This is a genomic window from Mesorhizobium sp. LNJC391B00 (assembly GCF_000502535.1).
Taxonomy (GTDB): domain Bacteria; phylum Pseudomonadota; class Alphaproteobacteria; order Rhizobiales; family Rhizobiaceae; genus Mesorhizobium.
Map to the genome: position 1 here is coordinate 136,040 of NZ_AYWI01000011.1, position 18,969 is coordinate 155,008.

General features: G+C 63.2%; 19 protein-coding genes. 12 read left to right on the top strand and 7 right to left on the bottom strand.

From position 1 onward, the window contains the following. Nucleotides 1–189: 189 nt before the first annotated feature. The 3 genes from X750_RS141015 to X750_RS141005 all read left to right on the top strand — a co-directional run bounded on the left by X750_RS141015 (nucleotide 190) and on the right by X750_RS141005 (nucleotide 1,875). A complete protein-coding gene (locus X750_RS141015) occupies nucleotides 190–951 on the top strand; it encodes a Crp/Fnr family transcriptional regulator (protein WP_023748354.1) in 762 nt (253 codons plus the stop codon). Between the two features lie 124 nt (nucleotides 952–1,075). Beyond that, entirely contained in the window at nucleotides 1,076–1,402 is a 327-nt protein-coding gene (locus tag X750_RS141010) for a DUF883 family protein (protein WP_023670092.1), read from the top strand. Nucleotides 1,403–1,413: 11 nt separating this feature from the next. Beyond that, nucleotides 1,414–1,875, top strand: coding sequence for a hypothetical protein (locus X750_RS141005; RefSeq protein WP_023748355.1), 462 nt, complete (start codon nucleotides 1,414–1,416; stop codon nucleotides 1,873–1,875). Between the two features lie 57 nt (nucleotides 1,876–1,932). Here X750_RS141005 and X750_RS141000 read toward each other — a convergent pair whose 3' ends face one another. Further along, nucleotides 1,933–3,465 (bottom strand): HWE histidine kinase domain-containing protein, encoded by a 1,533-nt coding sequence (locus X750_RS141000; protein ID WP_023748356.1) that lies wholly within the window; start codon nucleotides 3,463–3,465, stop codon nucleotides 1,933–1,935. Nucleotides 3,466–3,619: 154 nt separating this feature from the next. On the opposite strand from X750_RS141000, the gene X750_RS06780 reads away from it, so the two are divergent. Further along, the gene (locus X750_RS06780) at nucleotides 3,620–3,847 is read left to right on the top strand and encodes a hypothetical protein (protein WP_023748357.1); all 228 of its coding nucleotides are present in this window, start codon (nucleotides 3,620–3,622) and stop codon (nucleotides 3,845–3,847) included. Nucleotides 3,848–3,873: 26 nt separating this feature from the next. On the opposite strand, the gene X750_RS140995 is transcribed toward X750_RS06780, so the two are convergent. After that, nucleotides 3,874–4,794 (bottom strand): diacylglycerol kinase family protein, encoded by a 921-nt coding sequence (locus X750_RS140995; protein ID WP_023748358.1) that lies wholly within the window; start codon nucleotides 4,792–4,794, stop codon nucleotides 3,874–3,876. A gap of 257 nt (nucleotides 4,795–5,051) precedes the next feature. Here X750_RS140995 and X750_RS140990 point away from each other — a divergent pair, with 257 nt between their 5' ends. Beyond that, a complete protein-coding gene (locus X750_RS140990) occupies nucleotides 5,052–6,356 on the top strand; it encodes a PRC-barrel domain-containing protein (protein WP_023748359.1) in 1,305 nt (434 codons plus the stop codon). 97 nt (nucleotides 6,357–6,453) lie between these two features. Here the strand turns inward: X750_RS140990 and X750_RS0133530 are convergent, their stop codons facing one another. Next, a complete protein-coding gene (locus tag X750_RS0133530) occupies nucleotides 6,454–7,989 on the bottom strand; it encodes an alkaline phosphatase family protein (RefSeq protein WP_031243352.1) in 1,536 nt (511 codons plus the stop codon). 217 nt (nucleotides 7,990–8,206) lie between these two features. Between X750_RS0133530 and X750_RS140985 the strand changes: the two genes are divergently transcribed. From X750_RS140985 to X750_RS140970, 4 genes are all read left to right on the top strand, one after another. Further along, nucleotides 8,207–9,139, top strand: a complete 933-nt coding sequence (locus tag X750_RS140985; RefSeq protein ID WP_023724468.1) for a VOC family protein — start codon at nucleotides 8,207–8,209, stop codon at nucleotides 9,137–9,139. Between the two features lie 4 nt (nucleotides 9,140–9,143). Further along, nucleotides 9,144–9,776, top strand: coding sequence for an alpha/beta hydrolase (locus X750_RS140980; protein WP_023748360.1), 633 nt, complete (start codon nucleotides 9,144–9,146; stop codon nucleotides 9,774–9,776). Continuing rightward, nucleotides 9,769–10,068 carry a GNAT family N-acetyltransferase gene (locus X750_RS140975; RefSeq protein WP_023683956.1) on the top strand — a complete coding sequence of 100 codons (300 nt, stop codon included), beginning with the start codon at nucleotides 9,769–9,771 and terminating at the stop codon, nucleotides 10,066–10,068. Before X750_RS140980 ends, X750_RS140975 begins: the two co-directional genes overlap by 8 nt. A gap of 249 nt (nucleotides 10,069–10,317) precedes the next feature. Beyond that, nucleotides 10,318–11,376: a dipeptidase gene (locus X750_RS140970; protein WP_023690114.1), complete on the top strand. Its 1,059-nt coding sequence runs from the start codon at nucleotides 10,318–10,320 to the stop codon at nucleotides 11,374–11,376. Between the two features lie 3 nt (nucleotides 11,377–11,379). Here X750_RS140970 and X750_RS140965 read toward each other — a convergent pair whose 3' ends face one another. From X750_RS140965 to X750_RS140950, 4 genes are read right to left on the bottom strand one after another with little or no spacing between them, the layout of a single operon-like run. After that, nucleotides 11,380–11,625 carry a hypothetical protein gene (locus X750_RS140965; RefSeq protein WP_023690115.1) on the bottom strand — a complete coding sequence of 82 codons (246 nt, stop codon included), beginning with the start codon at nucleotides 11,623–11,625 and terminating at the stop codon, nucleotides 11,380–11,382. 2 nt (nucleotides 11,626–11,627) lie between these two features. Beyond that, the gene (locus tag X750_RS140960; protein WP_023748361.1) at nucleotides 11,628–12,854 is read right to left on the bottom strand and encodes an aminomethyltransferase family protein; all 1,227 of its coding nucleotides are present in this window, start codon (nucleotides 12,852–12,854) and stop codon (nucleotides 11,628–11,630) included. 51 nt (nucleotides 12,855–12,905) lie between these two features. Beyond that, nucleotides 12,906–14,471, bottom strand: a complete 1,566-nt coding sequence (locus tag X750_RS140955; protein WP_023748362.1) for an NAD(P)/FAD-dependent oxidoreductase — start codon at nucleotides 14,469–14,471, stop codon at nucleotides 12,906–12,908. Next, entirely contained in the window at nucleotides 14,458–16,077 is a 1,620-nt protein-coding gene (locus tag X750_RS140950; protein ID WP_023748363.1) for an NAD(P)/FAD-dependent oxidoreductase, read from the bottom strand. The genes X750_RS140955 and X750_RS140950 overlap by 14 nt, the downstream gene beginning before the upstream one ends. 201 nt (nucleotides 16,078–16,278) lie before the next feature. Here X750_RS140950 and X750_RS140945 point away from each other — a divergent pair, with 201 nt between their 5' ends. Genes X750_RS140945 through X750_RS140935 form a run of 3 tightly spaced genes read left to right on the top strand, consistent with a single transcriptional unit; the run spans nucleotide 16,279 to nucleotide 18,925 of the window. Further along, on the top strand, nucleotides 16,279–17,079 hold the full coding sequence (locus X750_RS140945) for a class I SAM-dependent methyltransferase (protein WP_023683953.1): 801 nt from the start codon (nucleotides 16,279–16,281) through the stop codon (nucleotides 17,077–17,079). 27 nt (nucleotides 17,080–17,106) lie between these two features. Next, nucleotides 17,107–17,784 (top strand): transcriptional regulator BetI, encoded by a 678-nt coding sequence (betI, locus tag X750_RS140940; RefSeq protein WP_023683952.1) that lies wholly within the window; start codon nucleotides 17,107–17,109, stop codon nucleotides 17,782–17,784. Between the two features lie 58 nt (nucleotides 17,785–17,842). Then, nucleotides 17,843–18,925 carry an ABC transporter substrate-binding protein gene (locus tag X750_RS140935; protein ID WP_023748364.1) on the top strand — a complete coding sequence of 361 codons (1,083 nt, stop codon included), beginning with the start codon at nucleotides 17,843–17,845 and terminating at the stop codon, nucleotides 18,923–18,925. The last annotated feature ends 44 nt before the right edge of the window (nucleotides 18,926–18,969 follow it).

The following is an 18,969-nucleotide window of genomic DNA, read 5'->3' on the forward strand; positions in this document are numbered from 1 at the left end:
TCGAAAAGTTCGCCCACCGGCTCTACTCCACAAGCGAGCTTCGAATTCGCCTCAGTGGAGTGTAGCGAGTCATGATCGCTATTTGCCATCCTGTCATTTAAAAAAGACATGCCATCGGCAGCGGAACCGCGGCCTTGCAAAGGCGTAGCACTCAGTCTCTGGCAAGAGACGTTCGAAAGAGGGATCGAAATGTCTGGCCAGAACGGTCGTTCGTTTTCCAGCCGTCAGTACCCATGCGAGATCTGCCCGCTTCGGGCATTGCCGGTGTTCCGGGAATTCGAGAAGCAGGAGCTTGCCTATGTCAGCATGTTCAAGAAGGGCGAACTGGCCGTCGACAAGGGCGCCACAGTGCTGGTCGAAGGCAGCCAAAGTGCTCATCTCTACACCGTGCTTTCGGGCTGGGCCTTCCGCTACAAACTATTGTCGGACGGCAGGCGCCAGATCCTGAACTACTCCATGCCCGGCGATCTTATCGGGCTGCAGGGCAGCCTGATGGGCGAAATGCAGCACTCGGTCGAGGCGCTGTCGCCCATGCTGTTGTGCGTCTTCGAGCGTGAAAACCTGCACGAGCTCTACCGCAACCATCCGGGCCTTGCTTACGACATTACCTGGCTGGCGTCGCGCGAGGAGCGCATGCTGGACGAGAACCTGCTCAGCGTCGGTCGGCGCACGGCGGTCGAGCGCACCGCCTATCTCATTGCCTTCATCGCCAGCCGCGCGGCGGCAGTCGGGCTCAACGGCAAGGCGCCGGTGCAAATCCCGATTACCCAGCAGCATGTCGCCGATACGCTCGGCCTGTCGCTGGTCCACACCAACAAGACGATCCGCAAGCTCATCGATCGCAAGCTGATCACCTGGCGCGACGGCGGTTGCGAAGTGATCGACGGGGAGGGGCTGAAGGATCTCGCGCGCTGGGAGGGCCTAAGCGAAGGCCGTCGGCCGCTGATCTGACAGGCAGGCCTCCATCTGGGGCTGGACTCGCACTTGCAAACACCCTTTCATGGATACGGTCTCCGATTTCGGAACCATGACGTGTGTCGGGCGTTTGAAGCCAAGCAAACGCAAGGAGTTTAGAATGGCAACTGCCGCAGGAAAAACCGCCAACGAAAGTCAGACGAACGCCGACCTCGAAGCCGACATTCGGCAGTTGAAGGCGGATATCGAAAAGTTGACCAAGCAATTGGCCAAGACCGGCGAACATGGTTACGGCACGGCGCGGCGCGCTGCTGCCGAAGGCGTCGACCAGTTGCGCGCCCAGGGTGAAGCCGTCTTCGACAGCCTGCGTGGCAACGCCAAGGATCTTGAGGCCCAGATCACGGCCAATGTGCGCGAGAAGCCAGTTACTTCACTGGCGATCGCGGCCGGCGTCGGCTTCCTGTTTGCGCTTCTTGCCCGGCGCTAGTTTCGACAGAGATGGGCATGCTGGCACCGCTTATCTCGGCCTTGGCCTCGGGTGAAGCCATTGCCGCCATGCGCCGCGCGCGCACGGCGGCAATCGTCTACGGGTTCGCCACCGTCGCTGCCCTGTGCGGCCTCGGGTTTCTCCTGGGGGCGGCCTACATCTGGGCGGCTGACCGTTATGGATCGATGGCCGCCTGTCTCGGCTTCGCGGCTGGTTTCCTGGTACTGGCCGGGCTTATCGTGCTCATTCATCAACTTGCGGCTGGAACGCGTGCGCGCCGACGTGCGCGAAGGCGCAATGCCGACCTGAAGGCGCTCGGTATCACCGCGGCGCTTGCCGTGCTGCCGGCCTTGCTCAAGGGGAAAGGCGGGAAGGGCGTCATTCTCGGCCCGATGATCGCGCTCGCGGCCTATGCCATCTACCGTGAGAACGTCAAGCCGGACCGGGGCGATCCGGACAGCGAAGCCGACTAAAGCGCGCGCGCTGATACGCTGTTCCCGGGAAAACCGCTTCGCACTTCTGAAATTGCTTTAAGCCGGCAGATCTTCAAGCGGCATCGATATTTCGGCGAACACGCCTTCGCTGCGGAATTCGTGGGTCACTTCGCTCGATAAAACCTTGGCGAGGCTGCGGCGGATCAGGATAGAGCCGAAGCCCTGGCGTTCCGGCGGGTCGACTTTCGGCCCGCCGCTTTCGCTCCAGGTCAGCACAAGGCGGCGCGCGCCTTTCTTGCCCGCCGCCTTCCAGTCGACATCGACCTTCCCCGAGCCAACCGACAGCGATCCGTATTGCAGCGCGTTGCTGGCCAGTTCGTGCATGATCAGGCCGAGCCCCACCGCCTGGTCAGGCGAAAGCAGCAGCTCCGGACCGGAGATCACGATGCGCGGCCGTTCTGCCGAATCGAACGGCTTGACCTCGATCTGCATCAGTTCGCGAATACCGATGCCGCGCCATTCGCGATCCGACAGCAGGTTATGGGCAGCGCCCAGCGCCTGCAGCCTGGCGCCGAAGGCTTCCAGGAATTCGCTTGGGCGGCGAGCGTGGCGAACGGTCTGCGTCGCCAGCGCCTGCACCGTCGCCAGCGTGTTCTTGACCCGATGGTTGAGCTCGCGCAGCAGCAGCCTTTGCCGGTCCTCGCCGAGCTTGCGTTCCGAGATGTCGTAGTTGACGCCAAAGATAAGCGTCGGCTTGCCTTCGCCGTCGCGCTCGATGACGCGGCCGCGGGTGACTATCCAGCGCGGCGGATCGAAGCCTTTGACCCGGTATTCGCCGAAATAGTCATCGCTGCCGGTCAGGGCATCGCGAAAGCGCGTCTCGGTCTGGTAGACGTCGCGCGGGTCGATGGCGGCCAGAATGTCGCGCGCCCGCAGTCGGTTCGAACGGGGCAGGTTGAACAGCTCCGACAAACGCACGTCGCATTCGATCATGTCGGTGCGGATATCCCAGGCCCAACTGGCGAGCGAGGCGGCGTCGAGCGCTATGGCTCGGCGCTTTTCCTCCTGCGCCAAAGCAGCGGTGGCAATGGCGCCGCTGCGGGTGGCGTCCTTGAGGGTAAACAGGCTGGCGGCGAGGCTGGCCAGCGATTTCAAATGATCGAGCGCGGCAGCGGACGGAAATTCATGCGGCTCCCGGTCGAGCACGCACACCGTGCCGACGCGCGCGCCGGCGACCACCATCGGCGCGCCGACATAAAAGCGGACATGGTGTTCGCCGGTGACCAGCGGGTTGCCGGAGAAGCGAGGGTCGATGCTGGCATCCGGCACCACCATCGGCTCTCCGCCGGCGGCAATGGTATGGGCGCAGAACGATATGTCGGTCGCGGTTTCGGTCTTGTTGAAGCCGACACAGGATTTGAACCACTGTCGTTCGGTGTCGAGCAGCGTGACGAGCGCGATCGGCGCCCGCATCACGGCGGCGGCTAGGCCGGTGATGCGATCGAAGTCGGGATCGGAGTCGGTGTCGATCGCGTCAAGCCCGTGCAGTACGGCAAGCCGCTCCGGCGCCACCACGGCGCGGCGGACTTCAACCGGCAAACAAACCTGCTTCGGCACCTTGCTATCCACCAAGCCCCCTCGCTTGCAGGCCCCACCCGCGGTGGCGCGCATCTTGCGCGGCCGTCGCGCGCCGGAACTTTTGTAGCAAGCAATCGTTACCCCACCATGTTTCGCTAGCGATGGTTTTATCCACCATGCCGGTTGCACGATAGGAACGCCGCCGATGACCAAGATCGCCCCTGAAAACAAAGCCCGTCAGGGGCGCTGGGGTTGGCACGGCTTGCGCATACTGGTCGCCGCGTTGCTCATGGCTTTCATTGCTTGGGGAGCGGCCGAGATTTATGGCCAAAAGATCGATCCAGATACCCCTGAAAGCCAGGGGCAGCCCACCGGCCAGACCGCGCCGGCCGACCAGAGCGCGCCAGCCGGCGAGGGGCAGTCGGGCGGCTAGGGTTTTCCTCGTCATTCGTAATCGCATCAGGCGGCCTTTGCCTGGGCGGCTTGCGCCGGAACCAGGACGTTCAGCGCGCCAGGGTGGATCTGGATTGTCGTTTCACGCTCCAGCTTGACCAGTTCGCCGTCGATGACGGCGCCGAATTTCTTGCTCCCTGTATGGATTTTCACGATTGCCTTGTCGGCCTGATGAGTTTCGACATGGTCGCTGTCGCGCCACCTGCCTCGAGCCATGTCGAAGAGCGCCCTGACCAGCTCGCCACGCTGCCGCGCCACGGTTACATAGATGCCGAGCACGCCGCCGGCAGGATTGTCGGCATAAGGCAGATGGCCTTCGCCAAACAGATTGTTGGAAATGCCGATGCCGCTGATGCGGGTCACGATTTCGGCTTCGCCGACCGTCAATGTCACCTTCATGGCTGGAGGATTGTTGATCGTCGTCCAAGCGGCCTTGGCCGAAGCGCGAATCTTTCCCAGGCGCGAGGCGAATTCCATATTGTCGCGCAGCTTCACCATCCTGGCGTGCAGGCCGATCGAGAACTGATGCACGAACGGCCGGCCATTCGCGCTCGCGATATCGACCGCCATGATCTCGCCGTCGGCAAAGGACTTCAGCGCGCCATCGATGGTCTGCGGAATTCCAAGGCCGCGGGCGAACAGGTTCATGGTTCCTGCAGGCAGGACGGCCAGCGCCTTCTTGTCATTCATCAGCCGCCCCGCGGCGGCCGAAATGGTGCCGTCGCCGCCACCGGCCAGCACGACGTCGATGTCGCGCCGCGCGGCGACCTTGTCGAGCGCCGCGACAATCTCCTTGCCCGCGACGATGTCGATATCGACGGAATGACCAGCCGCCTCGAGCGTCTGGCGCATGCGGTCTGTTAGCGCGGAAAGATCGGTGGTCCGCAAGGTGCCGCCGTCCCGGTTCAGCACCGCTGCAAATCGCATGCCCCGCTCCGTATTCTTTTTAGCGGCCGGAATGCCAGCCGCAGGCTGAAACGGGCAAGCTTGGCAAAGGTTCCATCGGCCGGGCGGAATGTCGGGCGATTCCGCGGACTTGCCCAGGGTATTTCGATGCTCCCGTTTTTTCGGAACAAGCGCCTTGTCACAACGTTGTGATCCCATTGGAGGCGCCGCCTTCGGTCTCCCGGCAAGTGGTTTGCCGATTGCGGCGCGCATGAGATCACGCAAGAGGAGACTTAATCATGATCCGCACACTGTTCGCGACGACTGCACTCGCAACGCTGATCGCTACCGGTGCGTTTGCGCAGTCAACGACGGCCCCGGCGACGACCCCAGCGCCGGCTGAAGCCCCTGCTACCATCGCGCCGGCGCCGCAACAGGCCGACGGCGCGCTGATGACCAATATCATCGGCGAGTCCGTCTACAATGGCACTGGCGACGATGCGCAGAAGATCGGTGACGTCAGCGACGTCGTCCTCGATGAAAACGGCCAGGCGAAATCCGCCATTATCGGCGTTGGCGGCTTCCTCGGCATAGGCAGCAAGAACGTCGCCTTCGACTACGGCAAGTTGCAATGGGTCGAGAGGAATGGTGACCGCTGGCTCGTCGCCGAGACGACGAAAGAAGCGTTGACGGCGCTGCCCGATTTCGACCGCAAGCCCTACGATCCGGCCCCGGCCACTGCTTCCACGGCGCAGAACGACCCGCAGAAGCCGGTTGATCTCAACGCCGCGCCGTCAGAACCGGCGGTGAAACGCGCTGACGGCAATCTCGCAACCAACATCATCGGCGAGAATGTCTACAATGGCACTGGCGACGATGCCCAGAATATCGGCGACGTCAACGACATCGTGCTGACCAAGGATGGCAAGGCGCAGTCGCTGGTGATCGGCGTCGGCGGCTTCCTTGGCATGGGTGAAAAGAATGTCACCTATGATTTCGCCAAGGCGCAGTGGGCCGAAAAGAACGGCGATCGCTGGCTGGTGGCGCAGACCACCAAGGAGGAACTGCAGGCGCAGCCTGATTTCGACCGCAAGCCCTATGATCCGGCGCCGGTGACGACAACGTCCGACGCGACGCAACCGACTGCTCCGGCTGCCCCGACGGCCGTTGCACCGGCTGACAATGCTCAGCCCGCGGACAAGACCGCGGAAGCTCCGGCCGGTACAAAAGCCACCGATCCGACGCAAACGGCAGCGATCGACAAGTCCACACTGACCGAAATGCCGGTCGGTAACATCAGAGGCGACGACCTGAAGGGCACCACCGTCTATGGCGCCAACGACGCCAAGGTCGGCGAGATCGGCGACGTCGTGCTCACGCCCGACAGCAAGCCGGATGCCGTCATCATCGATGTCGGCGGCTTTCTAGGCATCGGCGCCAAGGAGGTCGCGGTCGGCATGGACAAGCTCAAATTCATGACCGACAAGGACGGCAACATATATCTCTACACCAACTTCACCAAGGAGCAGCTGCAGGCGCAGGCTGCGTATGACAAGGGCAGCTATGCCGAGAAGCGCGACCAGCAGCGGATGATGGTACAGTAAGGGAATAGGCAGTAGGGATTGGGCAGTAGGCGAAACCGAGTGACGAGGCAATCAGGCCGCCAGAACATTCTACTGCCTACTGCCTACTGCCTACTGCCTACCACATATCCACCCCTTCGTCCGTCAGCTCTGCAAGCGCCAACGACTGGTCAAGATGCTCGGCGCGCCAGGCAAGCAGTCGCTCGGCAAATTCAAGCCGCACGCTGAGATAGGCCGGGTCGGCGGCAACGTTGGCCAGTTCGCCCGGATCCTTCTGCATGTCGAAGAGCAGCGGCGGCAGGCCGCCGCCGAAATGCACGTATTTGAATTTTTCCGTACGGATGACGGCGAGGTTGCACTGGCGCGAGCCGATGCCGAAATGCCGTTCGGCCTCACCGCTGGCAATCGAGCGGAAGTCGAACTCCCAATGCGCCGCGTCGCGCCAATCCTTAGGCGGTTCATCTTGCAGGAACGGTTTTAGCGAGCGGCCGTCGAGATGCAGCTGGGCGTCGGCGTCCAGCAGATCGAGCAAGGTCGGGAAGATGTCGACGGCCTCGGTGAAGTGGTTGACGGTCGAGCCGGCTGCATTGCCGTGACGCGGGTCGCGCACGATCAATGGGATGTGATAGCTGCCGTCGAAGAAGCCGCCTTTGCCCAGCATGAAATGGTCGCCCATCATCTCGGCGTGGTCCGAAGTCAGCACGATGATGGTGTCATCCCATGCATTCGCCGTCTTGATCGCTTGCCAGATGCGGCCAAGCTGCGCGTCGACCTCCGAGATCATGCCGTAATAGATCGCGCGGATGGCCCGGATGTTGTCGTCGCCCCAGTCGCGCACGTGGCCGTCGGTGCCGGGGCGGAAGCTTCTCCGCTTCTGGCGACCAAGGTCGTAAGCCAGATAGGGATGCCTTTGCGCCTCGGCCTGCCAAGTCTCGACATGGCGGAAGGGCGGTCCGTCCGCCGGATCATACAGCGTGTTGTAGGGCCGCGGTACGACAAAGGGCGGATGCGGGCTGATGAAGGAGACATGCGCGAACCATGGCGAATCCTGTTCGTCCAGCCAGCGAATGAATTCGCCGGCAAGAAAAGCGGTCGGCGTCTCGTCCCTGGAATAGACAGGCGGCGCGCTGGTCACGGCGTCGCCCGCTTCCCCGCCTACGGGGCGGTGAATGCCGGGAGAGCCCGCGCTGGTGTCGACGCCACGTGCCTTCAGCCATGACAGCCATGGTTTCTGATGCTCAGGCAGGAACTGGCGAACGCTGAAGCCGGGCAGCACGCCCTCATAGCTTTTCAGCCGGGGATCGCCCGGCGCCATCGTGCGCGGATCGGGCGAGACGTCGGTGTAGCCGAACAAAGTCGGATCATAGCCGAGGGCGCGGGCCGAAAGCGCCATGTTGCCGTGGCGGGCGTCGAGCGGCGTGCCGTTGCGGCAGACGCGATTGTTCATCTGGTAGAGGCCGGTGTAGAGGCACGCGCGGGCCGGCGAGCAGGGCGCCGCGCCGCCGTAATGCCGCATGAAAAGGACGCCTTCGGCGGCGAGCGCATCGGCATTCGGCGTCTTCACCACGGCATGGCCGGCAGCCGACAGGCAATCGCCCCGCCATTGGTCGCAGGAGATCAATAGGATGTTCGGGCGTCTGCTTTTCGCGGCCAATGCTCTATCCTGTCACGTCGGGAAGACGTTCAATGAACCGGAATTTGGCGGCAGCGCAAGCCTGTCAGTCTTGCTTAAATGGTGAACGAAAATTTCCTGCTGTTCACTATTGGGATACAGTCCATTCTGAGTTTGCCGCCTTTGCCATTGCCAGGCGGCCCCTCATATAGGCGTGGACAGCGGCAAGAGCCGCAAACCGAAGGGAAGGAGCAAGACAATGCTCGACCAGATCAAGGGCCTGCATCACGTGACGTCGATGGCCGGCGATGCGCGCCAGAACAATAATTTCTTCACGCACAAGCTCGGCCTGCGCCGGGTCAAGAAGACCGTCAACTTCGACGCGCCAGATGTCTATCACCTCTATTATGGTGACGAGCACGGTACGCCCGGCTCGGTGATGACCTATTTTCCGTTCCCGGACATTGCCAGGGGCCGCCATGGCGTCGGGGAAGTCGGTACCACGGCCTATTCGGTGCCGGCCGGCACGCTCGGCTATTGGGAAAAGCGCTTCGCCGATGAAGGCGTTGCGGGTGTCTCCCGCGAAGAGACGTTCGGCGAGAAGCGGCTGGCCTTCGCCGGTCCCGACGGCGACGGTTTCGCGCTGGTCGAAGACAAGGCGGACAGCCGCGCGCCATGGTTGAAAGGCGGCATTCCCGCTGATGAGGCGATACGCGGCTTCCACTCGGTCTCGCTCAGATTGAAGGATGGTGGCGCCACGGAAGAGCTGTTGAAGTTCATGGGCTATGAGCAAGTGGACAAGTCCGGCAGTGTCAGCCGGCTCGCCATCAAGAACGGCAACGGCGCTGATGTCGTCGATATCGAATCGCTTCCTACCGCGGGCTTTGCCAATCTCGGCGCCGGCTCGGTCCACCATGTCGCCTTCGCGGTGGAGAACCGCGCCCAGCAGCTCGAAGTGCGCAAGGCGCTGATCGATACGGGTTATGGCGTGACGCCGGTGATCGACCGCGACTATTTCTGGGCGATCTACTTCCGAACGCCGGGCGGCGTGCTGTTCGAAGTCGCCACCAATGAGCCGGGCTTCGACCGCGACGAGGACACCGCCCATCTCGGCGAAGCCCTGAAACTGCCGACGCAGCACCAGCATCTGCGGCCCTATCTTGAAGAGCATCTGCAGAAGCTGGAAGGCTGAGACGATGAGCAAGGAAGCTTACATCCATAAGGCGCTGCCGGGTTCGCCCGGCGGCCCGCTGCTCTTCGTCTTTCACGGCACCGGCGCGGACGAGAGCCAGCTGCTGTCGCTCGGGCGCGACCTCGCGCCACAGGCGACGATCGTATCGCCGCGCGGCGATGTTTCCGAGCATGGTGCGGCGCGTTTCTTCCGCCGCACCGGCGAGGGCGTCTACGACATGGACGACCTCGCGCGGGCGACCGCCAAGATGGCCGGTTTCACCAAGGCGCAGGTGGCAGCGGCAAGGCCATCTTCGGTCTTGGGTCTCGGCTATTCCAACGGCGCCAACATCCTGGCGTCCGTAATGTTCGCCGCGCCCGAGCTGTTCGATGCGGCGGTGCTGATGCACCCGCTGATCCCGTTCGAACCGCAGGTGCAGGGCAGCCTTGCCGGACGCCGCATCCTGGTCACCGCCGGCAAGCGCGACCCGATCTGCCCGCCCAACCTGACATCCCGGCTGGAGGCCTATTTGCGCGCCAATGGCGCCGATGTCACAGTGGAGTGGCACGATGGCGGCCACGAAATTCGACCAAACGAGATCGAAGCGGCGAGGCGGCTTTTTGCCGATGCGCCGGTTGAAGGAGCAAGCGATGCCTGACGAATTGCCTGAGATCGAACTCGAGGACCGCGGCTCGAAGGGACGTTATGTGCTGCGCGGACCCGGCGGCGCCGAGGCGGAAATGACCTTCACCAAGGTCGGCGAGCACCAGATCATCATCGATCACACCGAAGTGCCGGACGTGTTTCGCGGCCAGGGCGCCGGCCTTCGGCTTGTCACACGCGCCGTCGAGGACGCGCGGGCAGTGGGCAAGAAGATCATCCCGCTCTGCCCCTTCGCCAACGCCCAGTTCCGCCGCCATCCGGAATGGGCGGATGTGCTGAAGCAATAGACCTTTTTCCCTTCTCCCCTTGTGGGGTGAGTTGCCGGTCGCCGAAGGCGAATTCATCGTGCCAGTGGCACGATGAAAGGCCGGCGAACGCCGGGACGCTGCGAAGCAGCGGGGACCCGGCAGGTGGTCGGAGTCGCTCAGCCACAAGAGCGAACGCCTCTCTGGCATTTGCGCAGTTCGGCCTTCTTGCCTAAGTACACAGTTCGCCGCGGTTCGTCCGCTCCTGCCAATTGACCGAATGGCTTCCTAATGACCGAACCCGATCTCGTCCCCGTCTTCGACGGCCACAACGACACGCTGCTGCGACTGTACCAGTCGAAAGACACAGACGTCGAAAAGCTGTTCATCGAGGGGACGCAGGGCGGTCATATAGACCTGCCGCGCGCCAAGAAGGGCGGCTTTGCCGGCGGCATGTTCGCGATCTTTCCACCGCCGGTCGAGAAGAGCAAACGTGCTGCGGTGCCGCCGGCGCCGAGCGACAATGAGCCATTGCCGCCGGAACTGCCGCGCGCTGATGCGCTCAATTCCACCATCGGCATGGCCTCGATCCTGTTTCGGCTGGAGCGCGCGGGCGCGCTGACAGTCTGCCGCAGTGCCGGTGACATTCGCGAGGCGATGGCGAAAGGTTCGATCGCGGCGGTGTTTCATATTGAAGGCGTCGAGGCGATCGATCCCGAACTTACCTTGCTCGACGTGCTCTACGAAGCCGGCCTGCGCTCGCTCGGCATTGTCTGGAGCCGCCCCAACGCCTTCGGCCATGGCGTCCCGTTCCGCTTCCCGTCGTCGCCCGATACTGGACCGGGGCTGACCGATGCCGGCAAGGCGCTGGTCAAGGCCTGCAATCAGCTCAAGATCATGATCGACCTGTCGCATCTCAACGAAAAGGGCTTTCGCGATGTCGCCGCACTCAGCGATGCGCCGCTGGTCGCCACCCATTCGAACGTGCATGCGCTGTGCACCCATTCGCGCAACCTGACGGACTGGCAGCTCGGCGCTATCCGCGAGACCGGCGGCATGGTCGGGCTCAACTTCGCCACCGGCTTCCTGCGTGAAGACGGACGGATGAATTCGGACACTAGCCTCGACATCATGGTGCGCCATGTCGACTCGCTGCTGCAGGCGCTGGGCGAGGACGGCGTCGGTCTCGGCTCCGATTTCGACGGGGCGATGATTCCGGCCGTCATCGGCGACGTTGCCGGTCTGCCGAAGCTGATAGATGCGCTGGCCGCGCGCGGTTTCGGACGCGCGTTGATCGAGAAGATAGCCTATCGCAACTGGCTGAGCGTTCTCGAAAGAACCATAGGCTGAGGCTTAAGCGCCCATGCGCTTCAGCCAATCCTGGCCGCCGCGATCCCTGATCATCGGCAGCGGGTTCTCCCAGTCCAGCCGCGCGCAGATGCGGTAGACTTCCAGCGTCTCGGCGCTCATTTCGCCGCGCTTGTAGAAGTACATGGCGGCGGCATAGCGGGTACGACCCGACCATTTTTCGCCGAGCGGCGTGTTGACCAGCTGCCACTGTTCGGCGGCTTCCGTCTCATCATCCGGTTCGTCGGCCATGATCAGAAATCCGCCGGCGGATTGGCGGTGCGGCGGTCGAGCTTGATGAAAGGACGGGCCACCACCTTGGCCCGCTTCATCAGCTTCTGGTACTGCAACTCGCGCATGGCGTAGATCTCGACCCAGAGGTCTTCCACCATCGTATCACCATAGGGACGCGTCAGCGAGGCGATGGCAATGTTGCGCTTGGCCATCGGCGACCACATGGCGGCGCTGACCAGGCCGACCTCCTGATGCTTCTTGTGATAGACGATGGCGTGTTCGGCCGGGATGTTGCCTTCGATCTCCAACCCGACCAGCACGTAAAGCAGCTTGCGTTTGGCACGGGCTTCGAGGATGGCGCGGCGGCCATTGAAATGGCCTTTTCCCAGGGCGACCATAAAGCCGAGACCGATCTCGTCCGGCATGCGCAGACGGTCGGCGCGAATGGCATGGTCTGCGGTGGTGAAGTCGGCATTGGCGACGATGAGGCCGGCTTCCAGCCGGGCGCGGTTGAGGGCGGCGTAGCCGATGGCGCGGATGCCGCGCAGTTCGCCTGCCGTCATCAGGCGGTCCCAGAGGCTGAGCGCTTTTTCGGCCGGCACGAACAGTTCGTAGCCGAGATCGCCGGTGAAGCCGGTGCGCGAGATGGTGATAGTGCCGCCATCGTGCGGGAACTCGGCGAGATCGAACACTTTGAGTTTTTCAACGCCGGCAAAGCCGGCCTCGCGCAGCACGGCGAAGGAGGTTGGGCCTTGCAGAGCGAGACCAGCGACGCTTTCAGTCTCTTCTTCGACGGTCACTTCGAAACCGATGGCGCTGTCGAGCAGCCAGGGCAGGTGCCGCTCCTGCGAACACAGGCGGAAGCGGGTCGGCGACAGCCGGAACAGCGTGCCGTCATCGAGGACAAAACCTTCGTCGTCGCACCATGCGGTGTAGTGGACGCGGCCGGGTTTCAGCTTGGTGACATCGCGCAGCGTGACGCGATCGAGGAAGGCTTCGGCATCCGGCCCCTCGATGCGGTATTTGGTCATCGGCGAGATGTCGAACAAAGCCGCCTGGCTGCGGATGGAGAAATATTCGAGTTCCTCGTCCCACAGCGAATGCGGCGCGCGATAGCCGGCCCAATTGTACCAGTCCTGAGTTTTGGCCACCGCATCGATGCGCGGCTGGAACGGCGTGCCGAGACGCAAGGTGCGGAAATGGCCCTGCGCTGTGGTGCGGGCGGCGTTGTTGATCGGACTCGTCATGACGGCATTCCTTCGCCGTAGAGTGCAGCGTTGACTGGCTGAAACATCCGATCATCCCTTCATCGCGATGATGCGCCGCGCCGCATTCAAACCGGGAGCACCCGAAACGCCGCCGCCTGGATGCGAACCGGCGCCGGCCAGGAACAGCCCCTCGATCGGCGTGTCGTAGCCCGACCAGCCGGAGACCGGCCGCGACATCAACATCTGGTCGGCCTGCAATTCGCCGTGGTGCCAGTGGCCGCCCGGCATGCGGCAGTTGGCTTCGATATCGGCTGGCGTCAAAAGCTCGGCATGCAGCACGGACTTGCCGATACCGGGGGCGTAGGCTTCGAGCTGCGCCATAACAGCTCTGAGGAATTTCGGCTTGCCGGCGTCCCAACCCTCTTTCAGCGCATAAGGCGCGTATTGCACGACAGCCGACAGTACACAGGCGCCGCTTGGCGCGAGCGACGGGTCGGAGAGCGACGGCAGTGTGATCTCCATCACTGGTTCGGCTGAGAACTCGCCATATTTCGACGGGTTGAAGGCGCGCTCGACATGGTCGGGCGAGGGCGCGATAACCAGACGGCCCTTCCGATTATCGGTGTCGACGCCGGAAAATTGCGGTGGCCGATTGAGCGCCAGATGGAGCTTCGCCGCGTCGCCCCTCATGCGGATGTTTTTCACCTTGCGCACGAAGCCGGTGCCGATCTCGCGTGACCCGACCAGGCCGAGCATGGTGGTCGCCGGGTTGATGGCGGAGACGATCGTTCTGGCGTGCAGCACCTCGGCGCTGTCGAGGGTCACGCCGACGGCGCGGCCTTTCTCGACGACTATCCTGGCCACGGGCGCTGCCGTGCGGATGGTGACGCCGGCTTTCTCCGCCGCCGCGCGGATCGCGGCGACGACTGCACCCATCCCACCTTTCGGCAGCATCTGCGCGCCGGTTTTGCCGCCGGTCTCGCCGGCCAGCCGATAGTAGAGGCCGAGCAGGGAGGTCGGCGAGCGCGGACCGAGATGGCTACCAAGCGTGGCGTCGAAGGCAAGCAGGCCCTTCAGCCTGATATCGGCAAGCTGCTCGTCGAGCAGGTCGGCGACGTTCATCAGGAGAACGCGCAGGAAGTCGCGCATGTCTTCCTTGCCGAGCTTTTTCAGCGCCGCGGCCGTCTGGCCGAGCGCTGCGGTTTCAAGCAGCGACATGCCACCGAGATCGGGCGGGCGCCGCGACAGGAACGGTTTCAGGATGCCGGCATAGCGCATGAGTTGCGCGCGCAATTCCCTCCAGGCGTACTGCTCGGACGGAGTGGAACCGGTCAGCACCTCGCCGTAGGCGCCGTGCAGGACAAGCGGCGGGCCGTCCTTCGCCAAGGCGACCGACGGCATGAAGTCTGTACGGGTGACCTGCAGCCCGTGTTTCTCCAGCTCCAATGTCTTCACCACGTCGGGGTGCAGGCGGTTCAGCACATGCGCGATCGAGGAGACCCGAAAACCCGGCGCAAACTCTTCGGTGCGCGCCGCGCCGCCGACATCGCCGGCCGCTTCCAGCACCAGCACCTTGCGGCCGGCCTTGGCCAGAGTGGCGGCAGCGACAAGGCCGTTATGGCCGCCGCCTATGATGATGGCATCAAATGACGTCATGGGCCGCGCTCATATGGGAGGTCGATTTGGCGAGGTCGCGCAGGATCTCGGCTGCCGCATTGCGGCCGGGTGCGCCCATGACGCCGCCGCCGGGATGTGTCGAGGAGCCGCACATATAGAGCCCGCCGACCGGCGAGCGGTATTGTGCGTAGCCCGGCACCGGCCGGTTGAACAGCAGCTGGTCGAAGGTCAGCTCGCCCTGGAAAATATTGCCTTCGGTCAGCCCAACCTCGGCCTCGATCTCGCGTGGCGTGCGCACCTCCATATGGACGATGCGGTCGCGGAAGCCTGGCGAGTATTCGGCGATCTGCGCAACTACGCTTTCGGCGAAACCGTCGCGGTCGGCATCGGTCCAGTCCTGGCCCTTCACCTTGGGCGGTGCGTACTGCACGAAGCAGCTCATGAAATGCTTGCCCGGCGGCGCCATGGTCGGGTCGAGCGTCGTTGGGATGACCATGTCGAGGAATGGGTCGACCGACCAGCGACCGACCTTCCAGTCGTCATAGGCGCGCTCCATGCGCTCCATGGAATCGGTGAAATGCATGTCGCCGCGATAAACGGGTGAATCCTTCGGCAGTGCCGGGAATTCCGGCAGAGAATCCAGCGCGATGTTGACCTTGCCGGAGGAGCCGCGGATCTTGAAGTTCCTGACCCGCCGCAGGAAAATGTCGGGCAGTTCCTTCTCCTCGACCAGTTTCAGGAATGTGCGTTTGACGTCGGCGTTGGAGACGACGAGCTTGCCGTAGACCTCCTCGCCGCCGGCCAGCACCACGCCCTTGGCCTTGCCTCGGCTCACCAGCACATGGTCGACCTCGGCGCCGGTGCGGATAGCGCCGCCGGACGCCTTGAAGGAAGCGGCGAGCGCCTTCGTGACGGCGCCCATGCCGCCGCGCGCATAGCCCCAGGCGCCGACCGAGCCGTCGACCTCACCCATATAATGGTGCAGCAGCACGTAGGCTGTGCCGGGCGACATCGGCCCGAGCGCGGTACCGATAATGCCGGACAAAGCGAAGTTCGCCTTGATGACATCGGTCTCAAAATATTCGTCGAGGAATTCCGAGATCGACATGGTCCAGAAGCGCAGCGTCAGCGCCATTTCTTCTGATGACAGGCCGACGAATTTCTTGCCGAGATAGAGAAGCTCTCCGAGGTCGCGCGGCTTGAGACTGGCCGGGTCCGGTGCGGTGCGCATCAGCAGCGGCTGGATGAAACGGCACTGCCGCGTCACGTCGCGCGAATAGCGGTCATAGGCCTCCGCGTCGCGCCTGGAGAAGCGGGCGAATTCGCGCCGGTGCGCATCGTGGTCACGGTAGTTGGCGAGGTAGTCGCCGTCGCGGGTGAACACGGCGCCGCCTTCATAGGAAATAACCTGCAAGCCGAAACGCGGCAGTTCGAGGTCGCGCATGATCTCGGGGCGAAACAGCGAGCAGACATAGGAGCAGTTGGAGTAGAGGAAGCCCGGCGTCAGCTCGCGGCTGGTGGCGGCGCCGCCGACCCAGTCGTTCTTTTCCACCACCAGCACGTCGAGCCCGGCGCGTTGCAAATAGCAGGCGTTGACCAGGCCGTTGTGTCCGCCGCCGATGACGATCGCATCCCAAGCTTTCATTCGCGCCCAGCCTTCATGGTGCTCGACCCTTCATTTTCGCGTGATTTGTCGCCGAACGCGCGGAATTTGGCACGGCAGCGGCTATTCTGTCCAGCCATTCTGAATGAATGTTCAACAAATGATATTGCGTTTTCCTGTTAATACGCTACGCTTTGCCGGCATTCGAACCTGCGCAATTCGGCTGACGGGACTTAAGGTCTGATGATCGAAACGGCAGATGGCGAGCCGGAATATGACGACGCCGCGATCCGCTTCCTCGAGGCGCTGTGGGGCGAGGGCTATCTGTCGCCGGGCGGACCAGACGAGGTCGACCGGGTGGTCGAAGGGCTGTCGCTCAGGGGCAAGACGATCCTCGACATAGGCTGCGGCTCCGGCGGCATCGCGCTGCATCTGGTCGAGCGCCACGGTGCCGCTCATGCCACCGGCTTTGACATCGAGCGGCCGGTGATCGAGGCGGCCAGAAAGCATGCCGCTGCACGAGGGCTTTCAGACCGCGCCAGCTTCGTCCAGGCGCCGCCGGGGCCGCTGCCTTTTGCCGACGCTTCGTTCGATGTCGTCTTCTCCAAGGATGCGCTGGTGCACGTGCCCGACAAGGACGCGCTGTTTGCCGAAATCTTTCGCGTGCTGAAGCCGGGCGGCGTCCTTGCCGCCTCCGACTGGCTGATCGGCCATGACGGCGAGCCGTCATCTGAGATGAAGGCCTATGTCGCGGCCGAAGGCCTGTCCTTCGCCATGGCCTCGCCGGCACGCTATGCGCAAGCGATGCGCAGCGCCGGCTTTGCCGATGTCACTGTGAAGGACCGCAATTCTTGGTATCGCGAGGTCGCACGCGGCGAGCTGGAAAGGCTGAAAGGCCCGCTCTACCAGACGGCGGCAGCCGCGGTCGGAGCGGCCTATGTCGACAAGAACATACGAACCTGGGAGGCCATGCAGAAGGTGCTTGACAGTGGCGAGCACCGTCCCACTCATCTTCGCGGGTGGAAGCCGGCTGTGGTGGGATAGCCGGCAATGTGGAGCATGACGGCACCGATGAAAGCTGCGCGCGAAGAGCGATCCTCCGACACGTCTGGAAAAACCGAACCGGAAAAACGCGGCCGCAAGGCGTCGAAGGAGGTCAGGCAACAGCAGCTGATCGAAGCGACCATCGATTCGCTGGCCAAGCGCGGTTATTCGGAAACGACGATGGCCGATGTCGCTGACGGCGCCGGCCTGTCGCGCGGCATCGTCAACTTCCATTTCGAGAGCAAGGAGAAGCTGCTCGTCGCCACCCTGGCCTATATGGCCGACGAATATGCGGCGCATTGGCGCGTCGCGCTGACCAAGGCCGGCAAGGATCCAGCCCGGCAGCTGCGGGCGCTGGTCGCCGCCGATTTCGACCGTTCGATCTGCAACAAGCGCAAGCTCGCGGCGTGGTGCGCGTTCTGGGGCGAGGCCAAGTCGCGGCCGACCTACCAGGCGCTGTGCGGCGCGCGCGACGCGGCCTACCAGAAGATCTTCATCGACCTCTGTGCCACGCTCAAGCAGGGCGGTGGTTATGGCTATGAGCCGCAGGTCATGGCGCTCGCGCTCAGCGCCATGCTGGAGGGCTTGTGGCTGCGGCTGATGATGGGGACCGAGGACGTCACCCGTGAGAGCGCGCTGCAGGCGGCAAACGAATTCCTGTCGGCCGCCTTTCCGAAACACTACCCGCCGGACAGCGGACGTTGACAACAACCGGCAGATCCAAGCCGGAGCGAACAATCAAAAACAAAGAGGATGGAACAGCATGAAAAGAATAACTCGACGCCTGACACTGACATTGGCGCTGACGGCGACGCTGGCTGGTTCGGCCGCGGCGATTGCGGTCGCCGCCGACAAGGACCTGATCGTGTTCGACTGGTCCGGCTATGAGGACCCGAGCTTCCACCCCAAATATGTCGAGAAGAACGGCGACTCGCCGACCTTCGCCTTCTTCGGCGACGAGGACGAAGCCTTCGAGAAAGTGCGCTCCGGTTTCAAGGCCGATCTCGGCCATCCCTGCTCGCAGAGCGTGACAAAGTGGCGCGAGGCGGGGCTGCTGCAGCCGCTCGACACCTCGAAAATCACCGGCTGGAAGGATCTCAATCCCGGCATCATGGCGATGAAGGATCTGGCCACCACTTCGGACGGCAAGGCCTGGTTCATGCCGTGGGACTGGGGCAACACCCAGCTCACCTACAACTCCGACAAGATCGACGCGAAGGATGTGCAGTCGCTGAAGGCCTTCGCCGATCCCAAGTTCAAGGGGCGGGTCTCAATCGGCGACAATGTCGACGACGCCTATGCGCTGGCCAGCCTTGCCATCGGGCTCAAGGACTGGACCAAGATGACGGACAACCAGTTCAAGCAGGCTTCCGACTTCCTGCGTCAGGTGCACAAAAATGTCCGCTCCTACTGGACCGATACCACCGACGTCGTGCAGTTGCTGAGCGGCGGCGAGGTCGATCTCGCCTGGGCATGGAACGATGCCACGGTACAATCCGTCGCTGCCGGTGTGCCGATCAAGTCCAAGAAGGATACGGACGAAGGCATCTCGACCTGGGTCTGCGGCTACGTGCTGTTCAAGGACGCACCCGGCAATGTCGACAAGGCCTATGACTACCTCAACGCGATCAACGATCCCGAGACCGCCAAGGTGCTGGTCAAGGACTGGGGTTATGGCCAGGCCAACGCCAAGGGCATGGCCGGCGTCGACCCGGCGATCCTGAAAGAAAAGGGCTATGACGACGTGCAGAAATTCGTCGACAAGACCCTGTTCCAATCGCCCGTGCCGTCGTCGCTCAAGCTCAAGATGATCGCCGAATTCGAGAAGATCAAGGCAGGCTACTAAAGCTCTGTCCGGCCTCCTCCGTCTGCCTGTCAGTGCGCCGGGCA

Excerpts from the sequence above, each read along its gene's own strand:
- X750_RS141015 (WP_023748354.1), top strand. The coding sequence starts at position 190 with ATGTCTGGCCAGAACGGTCGTTCGTTTTCCAGCCGTCAGTACCCATGC.
- X750_RS141010 (WP_023670092.1), top strand. The coding sequence starts at position 1,076 with ATGGCAACTGCCGCAGGAAAAACCGCCAACGAAAGTCAGACGAACGCC.
- X750_RS141005 (WP_023748355.1), top strand. The coding sequence starts at position 1,414 with ATGGGCATGCTGGCACCGCTTATCTCGGCCTTGGCCTCGGGTGAAGCC.
- X750_RS06780 (WP_023748357.1), top strand. The coding sequence starts at position 3,620 with ATGACCAAGATCGCCCCTGAAAACAAAGCCCGTCAGGGGCGCTGGGGT.
- X750_RS140995 (WP_023748358.1), bottom strand. The coding sequence starts at position 4,794 with ATGCGATTTGCAGCGGTGCTGAACCGGGACGGCGGCACCTTGCGGACC.
- X750_RS140990 (WP_023748359.1), top strand. The coding sequence starts at position 5,052 with ATGATCCGCACACTGTTCGCGACGACTGCACTCGCAACGCTGATCGCT.
- X750_RS140985 (WP_023724468.1), top strand. The coding sequence starts at position 8,207 with ATGCTCGACCAGATCAAGGGCCTGCATCACGTGACGTCGATGGCCGGC.
- X750_RS140980 (WP_023748360.1), top strand. The coding sequence starts at position 9,144 with ATGAGCAAGGAAGCTTACATCCATAAGGCGCTGCCGGGTTCGCCCGGC.
- X750_RS140975 (WP_023683956.1), top strand. The coding sequence starts at position 9,769 with ATGCCTGACGAATTGCCTGAGATCGAACTCGAGGACCGCGGCTCGAAG.
- X750_RS140970 (WP_023690114.1), top strand. The coding sequence starts at position 10,318 with ATGACCGAACCCGATCTCGTCCCCGTCTTCGACGGCCACAACGACACG.
- X750_RS140965 (WP_023690115.1), bottom strand. The coding sequence starts at position 11,625 with ATGGCCGACGAACCGGATGATGAGACGGAAGCCGCCGAACAGTGGCAG.
- X750_RS140960 (WP_023748361.1), bottom strand. The coding sequence starts at position 12,854 with ATGACGAGTCCGATCAACAACGCCGCCCGCACCACAGCGCAGGGCCAT.
- X750_RS140955 (WP_023748362.1), bottom strand. The coding sequence starts at position 14,471 with ATGACGTCATTTGATGCCATCATCATAGGCGGCGGCCATAACGGCCTT.
- X750_RS140950 (WP_023748363.1), bottom strand. The coding sequence starts at position 16,077 with ATGAAAGCTTGGGATGCGATCGTCATCGGCGGCGGACACAACGGCCTG.
- X750_RS140945 (WP_023683953.1), top strand. The coding sequence starts at position 16,279 with ATGATCGAAACGGCAGATGGCGAGCCGGAATATGACGACGCCGCGATC.
- betI (WP_023683952.1), top strand. The coding sequence starts at position 17,107 with ATGAAAGCTGCGCGCGAAGAGCGATCCTCCGACACGTCTGGAAAAACC.
- X750_RS140935 (WP_023748364.1), top strand. The coding sequence starts at position 17,843 with ATGAAAAGAATAACTCGACGCCTGACACTGACATTGGCGCTGACGGCG.